Origin of the sequence: Pseudomonas sp. DTU12.1 (assembly GCF_009873475.1) — a bacterium.
Lineage (GTDB): Bacteria > Pseudomonadota > Gammaproteobacteria > Pseudomonadales > Pseudomonadaceae > Aquipseudomonas > Aquipseudomonas proteolytica.
Genome location: NZ_CP045254.1, coordinates 1,194,997 through 1,204,493, shown reverse-complemented (window position 1 = coordinate 1,204,493; position 9,497 = coordinate 1,194,997). Strand labels below are relative to the sequence as shown.

Sequence of the window (9,497 nt, the reverse complement as noted above, 5' to 3'; positions counted from 1 at the left end):
CGGCTTGCCTTACACTGCGCGTCTATGACCAACATCCCCCACACCCAAATCACCGAACCCGCCGTCACCTGTTCCACGTGCGCAGCCTGCTGCTGTCAATTGGAAGTCATGCTGATCACCGACACCGGCGTGCCTGATCGCTATATCGACACGGACGATTGGGGCGGCGAAGTCATGCTGCGCCTGGACGACGGCTGGTGCGCCGCGCTGGATCGCGACACGATGATGTGCACGATCTATGAAAAACGACCGCTGATTTGCCGGGAGTTCGAGATGGGCGCGCCGGAGTGCCTTGAAGAGCGCCAGGGGATTGCAACGGTCTACCGCTGATTCTGAAAACGGTGGTGGTCAAATGTGGGAGCTGGCTTGTGTGGGAGCTGGCTTGCCTGCGATAGCATCACTTCAGTTTGCCTGAAGCACCGAGTCGTCTGCATCGCGGGCAAGCCCGGCTCCCACACAAGCCCGCTCCTACATGGGTCGGGCTGTGCTTGGGGAGTATCAGAGCGGCATTGTGTAGTTCAACGAATAGCTCTCGATACCATCGTTGTGGCTGCTGATGCCCGCGTTGGAATAGTGCGTGGCACGGATCCCCACCTGGTGCCCGCCGGCGAAGCGCAAGCCAAAGCCCAGCCGATCTTCAAACTGGAAAGCCCCGCCAATGTTGTTGTCTTCCACCTTTGTGCGTGAGAACAGCGCCACGCCGATCCCCGCTTCGATATAGGGTTTCACCGACTCGCCGGCGAACTCATACACAAACACCGGGGAAAACGACAAGCTGCTGACACTGGCGCGTTCGTCACCATCCCAGAAGGTATAGGCGCCGCTCCAGTAGCCGGTCAGGCGCCCGACATCGCTCTGCAACCAGCTCTTGTCCCAGTCCGATTGCAGGCCCAGGCGATAGGTCATGGTCGAATCGCTTGTATGCCCCACCCCAAATTCCAGGCCGGCAGCCTGGGAAGAAACAGAGTGCCCTACCAAAACGGCCGCAATCGCGGCCAAACAGAACAAGCGCTTCATAAGAAACATCCTTTCCAAACGAAGTTGTATGGTTTTGTATTGCTCATCAAGAGCTATAGAAATCACGGACAACGCAGAAGTTCAGCTAAAAAACCCGCTATTTCACGAATTTTTCACAGGGCGAAGCTTCGCACAACGCCGCTGAATTTCCATAGTGTGGGTAGGATATTTCTGAGATGTTGCGGATCACCGCTGGTCCAGAATTGCGCCGCCCGAGGATTGCCCTCGGCCAGCAGTTGGCGTTCGCCCAGCAGGCGCTGCAACTGACGCGCCACTGCCGCGCCGGTGTCGATCAGGATGATTGACGGTGGCAGCAGCGTCGCCAGCAAGGGCTTGAGGAAGGGATAGTGAGTGCAGCCCAGAATAATGGTGTCGCACCCGGCCTCGATCAGCGGCGCGACATACCCTTGCAGCATCTGGCGCAGCGCCGGGCTGTTGAGGTCTCCGGCTTCGATCAGCTCTACCAGCCCCGGGCAAGGTTGCGTCACCACCCGCACATCGGTGGCGAAGCGATCCAGCAGCGCGGCGAACTTGGCGCTTTGCAAGGTGCCCGTGGTGGCAAGTACCCCGACCACACCACTGCGCGTCGCGGCAGCCGCAGGTTTGACCGCCGGCTCCATGCCCACCAGCGGCCAATCCGGATAATCACTGCGCAAATCCGCGACCGCTGCCACAGTGGCCGTGTTGCAGGCAATCACAAAGGCCTTGGCGCCCTGCCCGCGGAAAAACTCTGCAACCACCCGCGAACGTTCGCGAATGAATGCCGGGGTTTTCTCGCCGTAGGGGATATGCCCGCAATCCGCCACGTACAGCAGCGACTCATGGGGCAACAAACGATGAATTTCGTCGAGCACCGACAGGCCGCCGACCCCGGAGTCGAATACACCAATCGGTGCATCCTTAACCATGCTGGCGACCGCAGACGCTGCAAGCGGGATCACGCTTGACCCGCAGCTCGCGAAAACGTGTGCCCAGGGCGTCGATCAGCAGCAGGCGGCCGACCAGCGGTTCGCCAAAACCGGCCAGCAGTTTCAGGGCTTCCAAGGCTTGCAGGCTGCCGACCAGGCCTACCAGCGGACCGGCGACGCCGGCTTCGCTACAGGTCAGTTCGGTGTCGCTGCCGTGCCCATATAAACAGTGGTAGCACGGGCTTTCCGGGCGTCGCGGATCGAACACCGAGAGTTGGCCTTCCAGGCGAATCGCCGCGCCGCTGACCAAAGGCTTGCCAGCTTCGACGCACGCCGTGTTCACTGCTTCGCGGGTCGCGAAGTTGTCGCAGCAATCGAGCACCAGGTCCACGCCGGCTACAGCAGCGGCCAACGAATCAACGTCCAGCGCAGCGCGGTGGGCAACCAGCCGGATCTCTGGGTTGATCGCGCTCAAGCGGCGGATAGCCGAATCGACCTTGCTCAGGCCGACGCTGTCGGTGTCGTGGATGATCTGGCGTTGCAGGTTGGTCAGGTCGACCGTGTCAAAGTCCGCCAGATGCAGCTCACCCACACCTGCGGCTGCCAGGTACAGGGCCACCGGAGCACCGAGGCCACCTAGGCCGACGATCAATACACGGCTGTTTTTCAGGCGCAACTGGCCGTCGATATCGACCTGTTGCAACAGAATCTGTCGGCTATAGCGCAACAGCTCCTGATCGGTCAGCACGGCCGGCGTCCCAGGCTGATGCGCTCATGGCCGCCGAGGTCGATACGGCTGTGGACCTCGGCAAAACCTTGCGCCAGCAACAGGTCACGCACGGCCGGCGCCTGGTCGTAACCATGCTCCAGCAGCAACCAGCCTCCGGCCTCCAGGTGCAGCGGCGCCTGGGCGATGATCAGGCGCAGGTCGTCCAGGCCATCGTGACCTGCGACCAGTGCGCTGGCGGGTTCGAAGCGCACATCGCCCGCCACCAGGTGCGGATCATTGTCGGCAATATAGGGGGGATTGCTGATGATCAGGTGATAGGTGTGATCTTTCAGGGCGCTGAACCAGTGGCTGTTGAGCACCGTGACGTTATCCAGGTGCAGGCGCTGGCGATTGCGCTCGGCCAGGGCCACGGCCTCAAATACGCGATCCACCGCCGTCACGCGCCAGGCCGGGCGCTCGCTGGCCAGGGCCAGGGCGATGGCGCCGCTACCGGTGCCCAGGTCGAGGACGTTGGCCGGGCTGGCGGGCAATAATTCCAGGGCCGCTTCCACCAGCAGTTCGGTGTCGGGGCGCGGGATCAACGTGTGCGGCGCAACTTCCAGGTCGAGCTTCCAGAAGCCCTGTTGGCCGAGGATATAGGCCACCGGCTCACCGCTGCGACGACGTTGCAGGTAGCCGGCAAAACGTAGCGCGTCTTCGCTGCTGACGATTTTTTCTGGCCAGGTGTGCAGGTAACTGCGGGACTTGCCCAGGGCAGCCGCCAGCAGCAACTCCGCATCCAGACGGGCAGTCGGCGAGTCGGGCAGCTCGGCGGCGCGCAACAAGCTGGCAATAATGGTCATTTATTCACCTATCGCGGCCAGTTGGTCGGCCTGGTATTCGGCAAGCAACGGCTCGATCACTGCGTCCACGCCACCGGCAAGGATCTCGTCCAGGGAATACAGGGTCAGGTTGACCCGATGGTCGGTGACCCGGCCCTGGGCGTAGTTATAGGTGCGAATGCGCTCGGACCGGTCACCCGAGCCCACCAGCAACTTGCGCTCGCTGGCAATCGCGTTGGCGGCGGCGCTGGTCTGCTGGTCGTTGAGCTTGGCCGACAGCCAGGACATGGCCCGCGCACGGTTCTTGTGCTGGGACCGCTCTTCCTGGCACTCCACCACAATGCCGGACGGCAAGTGAGTGATGCGGATTGCCGAGTCGGTCTTGTTGACGTGCTGGCCACCGGCGCCGGACGAACGATAGGTGTCGACACGCAAATCTGCCGGATTGATTTCGATGGTTTCCTGCTCGTCCGGCTCGGGCAATACCGCCACGGTGCAGGCCGAGGTGTGGATGCGGCCTTGGGACTCGGTGGCTGGAACGCGCTGTACGCGGTGGGCGCCGGATTCGAACTTCAGCTTGCCGTAGACGTTCTCGCCTTCGACCCGGGCGATGATTTCCTTGTAGCCGCCATGCTCCCCTTCGTTCTCGGAGAGGATTTCGACACGCCAGCCGCGACGCTCGGCATAGCGCGAATACATGCGGAACAGGTCGCCGGAGAAGATCGCCGCCTCGTCGCCGCCGGTACCGGCGCGGATTTCCAGGAAGACGTTGCGCCCATCGTTAGGATCCTTGGGCAGCAGCATGCGTTGCAGGTCGCCTTCCAGTTCAACGAGCTTTTCCTTGGCTTCGCGGACTTCTTCCACGGCCATTTCACGCATGTCCGGGTCGCTGTCCTTGAGCAGCGCCTGGGCGCCTTCGAGGTCGGCCTGCACTTTGAGCAGTTGCGAGTAGGTGGTCACGATCGGCTCAACTTCGGCGTATTCCTTGGAATAGGCGCGGAACTTGGTTTGATCGGAAATAACCTCGCCATCGCCAAGCAAGGCGGTCAGTTCTTCGAAACGGTCCTGGAGCACGTCCAGTTTATTGAGCAGTGACGCTTTCATTGCAGTTTTTTATCCGAAGAGCTGTCTGACGCGCCCTCACCGAGGGCAAAGAGTTCCTGGGCCATGGCCAGCGCATCGAGGCGGCCTTCGGCTGTCAGTTTTTTAAGCTGTACGCTGGGAGCATGCAACAGCTTGTTGGTGAGGCCACGGGCCAATTGCATCAAAATATCTTCAGCGTTACCGCCATTGGCCAGCAGACGCTGGGCCTTGAGCAATTCCTCGTCACGCAAGCGCTCGCCCTGTTGGCGATAGGCCTTGAGCACATCCACGGCAGCCAGCTCGCGCAGGCGCACCATAAAGTCATCGGCGCCGATCGCGACCATTTCCTCGGCAGCCTGGGCAGCACCCTGGCGGCTCTTGAGGTTTTCGGCGACCACTTCATGCAGGTCGTCGACGCTATAGAGGTAAACGTCGTCCAACTCGCCGACTTCTGGCTCGATATCCCGGGGAACGGCTATATCCACCATGAAAATCGGCTTGTGCTTGCGCAGCTTCAAGGCGCTTTCCACCGCCCCCTTGCCCAGGATCGGCAACTGGCTGGCGGTGGAGCTGATCACGATATCGCTGCGCACCAGCTCGGCCGGGATGTCAGCCAGCAATACCGCGTGGGCACCGAACTCTTCGGCCAGGATGCTGGCGCGCTCCAGGGTTCGGTTGGCTACCACGATACGCTTGACGCCCAGGTCATGCAGGTGCCGGGCGACCAGGGTGATGGTCTCGCCCGCGCCGATCAGCAGGGCCTGGCTGCGCTGCAGGTCGCTGAAGATCTGCTTGGCCAGGCTGACGGCAGCAAAAGCCACGGAAACCGGGTTTTCACCGATCGCCGTATCGGTGCGCACCTGCTTGGCCGAATTGAAGGTGGCCTGGAACAAACGCCCCAGCAACGGCCCCACGGTCCCGGCTTCGCGGGCCACGGCGTAGGCCGACTTCATCTGGCCGAGGATTTGCGGTTCGCCCAGCACCAGCGAATCAAGCCCGGATGCAACACGCATCATGTGACGAACTGCCGCATCATCTTCATGCACATAAGCACTGGCGCGCAGGTCATCCAGGCTCAAATGATGGTAATCAGCCAGCCAGCGCAGCACGACATCCGCCGAAAGATGTTCCTGCTCTATATAGAGCTCGCTGCGATTGCAGGTGGAAAGGATCGCAGCTTCGCGGCTGTCGGTGAGCCGGCACAGCTGCTGCAAAGCCTCAACCAATTGCTCCGGGGTAAACGCCACGCGCTCGCGGACGTCTACAGAAGCAGTCTTGTGGTTGATACCCAGAGCAAGGAAGGCCATTCAATATCGCTGATGATGTCGAGAAGCCGACAATTGTCCTACTTCGACTCATCCAGAACAACCACCGTCGTCTATTGTCCTAATGCCTTGTGTCTATAAAGACCCTTTGCAGGAGCGAGCTTGCTCGCAAAAATCGTCAACGAAAACGCTGGCACCTTGGGTAAACGCGGCATCTTGGCGTTTTTCGCGAGCAAGCTCGCTGCTACATAGAAGGCATTTAAGGCAATACGAGTGCCCCGGTTATGTTTGGCCGAGGGCTTGTGTCATGATGATCCGACCGCAGGTTAGTCGTCCTCTTCCTATATGAATAGATCTTCCGCGTTGCTCCTTGCCCTTGCCTTCCTCGGGGGCTGCCAGTCCATGGCCCCCGTATCGTCGCAGAGTCCTGCGCCGGTGGAAGACAGCACCCCCGCCCCTGAAAAGCCCAAGGTTTATTCCTCGTTCAGCGAAGAAACGGTGTTCAGCCTGCTGAGCGCGGAGCTCGCCGGCCAGCGCAATCGTTTCGACATTGCTCTGGATAACTACGTGACCCAGGCCATCAACACCCAGGACCCGGGGATCTCCGAGCGAGCGTTTCGCATCGCTGAATACCTGGGCGCCGACCAGGCAGCCCTGGATACCGCGTTGATCTGGGCGAAAAACGCCCCGAACGACCTGGAGGCCCAGCGCGCCGCGGCGATCCAGCTGGCGCGGGCCGGGCGCTACGACGACTCCATGGTCTACATGGAGAAAGTCTTGCAGGGCAAGGGCGATACCCACTTTGACTTCCTCGCCCTCTCCGCGGCCGATACCGACCAGGACACCCGCGATGGCCTGATGAAGAGTTTCGACCGCCTGCTGCAAAAGCACCCGAGCAACGGCCAGTTGGTATTTGGCAAGGCGCTGTTGTTGCAACAGGATGACGAACCGCAAGCCGCCCTCAAGTTGCTGGAGCAAAACCCGCCGGAAGAAGGTGAAATAGCCCCGCTGCTGTTGCGCGCACGCCTGCTGCAAAGCCTCAACCGGGGCAAGGAAGCCTTGCCGCTGCTGCAAAAGAGCATCAAGAAGTATCCGGACGACAAGCGCCTGCGCCTGACTTACGCGCGCATGTTGGTGGAACAGGACCGCATGGAAGACGCCAAGGTGGAGTTCGCCAGCCTGGTCCAGCAATACCCGGATGATGACGAACTACGTTACTCCCTGGCGCTGGTCTGCCTGGAAGCCAAGGCCTGGGAAGAGGCCAAGGGTTACCTGGAAGAACTGATCGCCCGGGAAAGCCACGTCGACTCGGCCCACCTGAACCTGGGGCGCATCGCCGAGGAACGGGATGACCCGCAAGGCGCGCTGATCGAGTACGCCCAGGTCGGCCCGGGCAACGACTACCTGCCGGCGCAACTGCGCCAGGCCGATATCCTGATGAACAACGGTCGCACCGACGAAGCCGAAAAACGCCTGGCCGCTGCCCGCGATGCCGAGCCGGACTATGCCATCCAGCTGTATCTGATCCAGGCCGAGACCTTGTCGGCCAACAATCAGGGGGAGCGCGCCTGGAAAATCCTCGCCCAGGCCCTGCTGCAATACCCCGACGACCTGAACTTGCTATACACCCGCGCCATGCAGGCCGAGAAACGCAATGACCTGGCGCAGATGGAAAAGGACCTGCGCCTGATCATCAAGCGCGATCCGGACAATGCCATGGCACTGAACGCCCTGGGCTACACCTTGTCAGACCGTACAACGCGCTATGCCGAGGCCAAGGTCCTGATCGAACAGGCGCACCAGCTCAACCCGGAAGACCCGGCAGTGCTGGACAGCCTGGGCTGGGTGAATTACCGCCTGGGCAACCTCGACGAAGCCGAACGCCTGTTGCGCCAAGCCCTGGAGCGGTTCCCCGACCAGGAAGTGGCCGCACACCTGGGCGAAGTGCTCTGGGCCAAGGGCAACCAACGCGAAGCTCGACAAATCTGGGCCAAGTTCCTCAAGGAACAACCCGACAGCCCTATCCTGCGCAGCACCATCAAGCGCCTGACCGGATCCGAGACTCTTTAATTCTATGTTTTTGCGCCACGCCATCGTTTTCAGTTTTATCGCCCTGCTCGCCGGTTGTGCGGGCTTCGGTGCCCGTGAATCCGTCGAAGGCCAGGGCAACCCGGCGCAGTGGCGCCAGCACAAGGATCAGCTCAGCAGCATTGATGGCTGGCAGATCGAAGGCAAGATCGGAGTGCGTGCACCGAAGGATTCGGGCAGCGGCACCTTGTTCTGGCTGCAACGCCAGGATTATTACGACATCCGCCTCTCTGGCCCCCTGGGCCGTGGCGCTGCACGCCTGACCGGGCGACCGGGGCAAGTGAGCCTCGAAGTGGCCAACCAGGGCCGCTATGAAGCGCCATCACCGGAGGCGTTGCTTGAAGAGCAGGTCGGCTGGAAGCTGCCGGTCTCGCACCTGGTCTGGTGGGTTCGCGGCCTGCCCGCGCCTGACAGCAAGAGCCGCTTGAGCCTCAATGGCGATAGCCGCCTGGCCACCCTGGAACAGGATGGCTGGCAGGTTGAGTACCTCAGTTATGTGGAGCAAAGCGGCTATTGGCTGCCCGAGCGCATCAAGCTGCACGGCAGCAACCTTGACGTCACGCTGGTGATCAAGGACTGGCAACCGCGCAAGCTGGGGCAGTGACATGACCGAACGCCTGACCCTGCCCTCCCCGGCCAAGCTCAATTTGATGCTGCACATCCTCGGTCGTCGTGAAGACGGCTATCACGAGTTGCAGACGCTGTTTCAATTTCTCGACTACGGCGATGAGATGACCTTCGCCGTACGCGACGATGGGGTGATTCAACTGCACACCGAATTTGCCGATGTGCCCCATGACAGCAATCTGATCGTGAAGGCGGCAAAAAAGCTCCAGGAACAATCCGGCTGTTCGCTGGGTATTGATATCTGGATCGATAAAATCCTGCCAATGGGCGGCGGCATCGGCGGTGGCAGCTCGAATGCCGCAACCACCCTGCTCGGTCTTAATCACTTGTGGCAACTGGGCTGGGATGAAGATCGCCTGGCCGCACTGGGCCTGACACTGGGCGCCGACGTCCCGGTTTTTGTGCGTGGGCACGCCGCATTTGCTGAGGGTGTCGGGGAAAAACTCACCCCCGTAGACCCCGAAGAGCCGTGGTATGTCGTGCTTGTTCCGCAAGTATCTGTAAGTACAGCAGAAATTTTTTCAGATCCGTTGTTGACACGTAACTCTTCTCCCATTAAAGTGCGCCCCGTTCCCAAGGGAAACAGTCGAAATGACTGCTTACCGGTGGTAGCAAGGCGTTATCCAGATGTACGTAACGCATTGAATTTGTTAGGTAAATTTACCGAAGCAAAACTCACCGGAACTGGAAGTTGTGTGTTTGGGGGCTTCCCAAACAAAGCTGAAGCTGATAAAGTCTCGGCCCTTCTTACAGAGACCCTTACAGGGTTTGTAGCAAAGGGAAGCAACGTTTCGATGTTGCATCGCAAGCTGCAAAGTCTGCTCTAAAGGAACCGAGTACTGGGTACTCGTTGCAACAGATACAGGGGCGTCGCCAAGCGGTAAGGCAGCAGGTTTTGATCCTGCCATGCGTTGGTTCGAATCCAGCCGCCCCTGCCATTTTCTATACTCATCCAGGT

The 9,497-nt window shown here is 60.6% G+C and carries 10 protein-coding genes and 1 tRNA gene; 5 read left to right on the top strand and 6 right to left on the bottom strand.

What is annotated here, in order from left to right; genetic code table 11:
* Nucleotides 1–24 precede the first annotated feature (24 nt).
* Entirely contained in the window at nucleotides 25–330 is a 306-nt protein-coding gene (locus GDV60_RS05255) for a YkgJ family cysteine cluster protein (RefSeq protein WP_029295648.1), read from the top strand.
* A gap of 168 nt (nucleotides 331–498) precedes the next feature.
* Here the strand turns inward: GDV60_RS05255 and GDV60_RS05250 are convergent, their stop codons facing one another.
* The 6 genes from GDV60_RS05250 to hemA all read right to left on the bottom strand — a co-directional run bounded on the left by GDV60_RS05250 (nucleotide 499) and on the right by hemA (nucleotide 5,866).
* On the bottom strand, nucleotides 499–1,017 hold the full coding sequence (locus GDV60_RS05250) for an acyloxyacyl hydrolase (RefSeq protein ID WP_092233542.1): 519 nt from the start codon (nucleotides 1,015–1,017) through the stop codon (nucleotides 499–501).
* Nucleotides 1,018–1,130: 113 nt separating this feature from the next.
* A complete protein-coding gene (gene murI / locus GDV60_RS05245) occupies nucleotides 1,131–1,925 on the bottom strand; it encodes a glutamate racemase (protein ID WP_029295652.1) in 795 nt (264 codons plus the stop codon).
* Nucleotides 1,918–2,673 carry a molybdopterin-synthase adenylyltransferase MoeB gene (locus GDV60_RS05240; protein WP_159906482.1) on the bottom strand — a complete coding sequence of 252 codons (756 nt, stop codon included), beginning with the start codon at nucleotides 2,671–2,673 and terminating at the stop codon, nucleotides 1,918–1,920. The genes murI and GDV60_RS05240 overlap by 8 nt, the downstream gene beginning before the upstream one ends.
* Nucleotides 2,667–3,497 carry a peptide chain release factor N(5)-glutamine methyltransferase gene (gene prmC / locus GDV60_RS05235; RefSeq protein ID WP_029295656.1) on the bottom strand — a complete coding sequence of 277 codons (831 nt, stop codon included), beginning with the start codon at nucleotides 3,495–3,497 and terminating at the stop codon, nucleotides 2,667–2,669. Before prmC ends, GDV60_RS05240 begins: the two co-directional genes overlap by 7 nt.
* A complete protein-coding gene (gene prfA / locus GDV60_RS05230; RefSeq protein WP_029295658.1) occupies nucleotides 3,498–4,580 on the bottom strand; it encodes a peptide chain release factor 1 in 1,083 nt (360 codons plus the stop codon).
* Nucleotides 4,577–5,866, bottom strand: a complete 1,290-nt coding sequence (gene hemA, locus GDV60_RS05225) for a glutamyl-tRNA reductase (RefSeq protein ID WP_029295660.1) — start codon at nucleotides 5,864–5,866, stop codon at nucleotides 4,577–4,579. The genes prfA and hemA overlap by 4 nt, the downstream gene beginning before the upstream one ends.
* 303 nt (nucleotides 5,867–6,169) lie before the next feature.
* Between hemA and GDV60_RS05220 the strand changes: the two genes are divergently transcribed.
* From GDV60_RS05220 to GDV60_RS05205, 4 genes are all read left to right on the top strand, one after another.
* Nucleotides 6,170–7,894: a tetratricopeptide repeat protein gene (locus GDV60_RS05220; RefSeq protein WP_159906481.1), complete on the top strand. Its 1,725-nt coding sequence runs from the start codon at nucleotides 6,170–6,172 to the stop codon at nucleotides 7,892–7,894.
* Between the two features lie 4 nt (nucleotides 7,895–7,898).
* On the top strand, nucleotides 7,899–8,516 hold the full coding sequence (lolB, locus tag GDV60_RS05215) for a lipoprotein insertase outer membrane protein LolB (RefSeq protein ID WP_070996768.1): 618 nt from the start codon (nucleotides 7,899–7,901) through the stop codon (nucleotides 8,514–8,516).
* 1 nt (nucleotide 8,517) lies between these two features.
* Nucleotides 8,518–9,366: a 4-(cytidine 5'-diphospho)-2-C-methyl-D-erythritol kinase gene (gene ispE / locus GDV60_RS05210; protein WP_092233525.1), complete on the top strand. Its 849-nt coding sequence runs from the start codon at nucleotides 8,518–8,520 to the stop codon at nucleotides 9,364–9,366.
* Between the two features lie 36 nt (nucleotides 9,367–9,402).
* A tRNA-Gln gene (locus GDV60_RS05205) sits at nucleotides 9,403–9,477 on the top strand.
* The last annotated feature ends 20 nt before the right edge of the window (nucleotides 9,478–9,497 follow it).

What these genes read in the sequence shown, in the direction of transcription:
- ispE (WP_092233525.1), top strand. Translation starts at nt 8,518, where the DNA reads ATGACCGAACGCCTGACCCTGCCCTCCCCGGCCAAGCTCAATTTGATG.
- hemA (WP_029295660.1), bottom strand. Translation starts at nt 5,866, where the DNA reads ATGGCCTTCCTTGCTCTGGGTATCAACCACAAGACTGCTTCTGTAGAC.
- prmC (WP_029295656.1), bottom strand. Translation starts at nt 3,497, where the DNA reads ATGACCATTATTGCCAGCTTGTTGCGCGCCGCCGAGCTGCCCGACTCG.
- prfA (WP_029295658.1), bottom strand. Translation starts at nt 4,580, where the DNA reads ATGAAAGCGTCACTGCTCAATAAACTGGACGTGCTCCAGGACCGTTTC.
- lolB (WP_070996768.1), top strand. Translation starts at nt 7,899, where the DNA reads ATGTTTTTGCGCCACGCCATCGTTTTCAGTTTTATCGCCCTGCTCGCC.
- GDV60_RS05255 (WP_029295648.1), top strand. Translation starts at nt 25, where the DNA reads ATGACCAACATCCCCCACACCCAAATCACCGAACCCGCCGTCACCTGT.
- murI (WP_029295652.1), bottom strand. Translation starts at nt 1,925, where the DNA reads ATGGTTAAGGATGCACCGATTGGTGTATTCGACTCCGGGGTCGGCGGC.
- GDV60_RS05220 (WP_159906481.1), top strand. Translation starts at nt 6,170, where the DNA reads ATGAATAGATCTTCCGCGTTGCTCCTTGCCCTTGCCTTCCTCGGGGGC.
- GDV60_RS05250 (WP_092233542.1), bottom strand. Translation starts at nt 1,017, where the DNA reads ATGAAGCGCTTGTTCTGTTTGGCCGCGATTGCGGCCGTTTTGGTAGGG.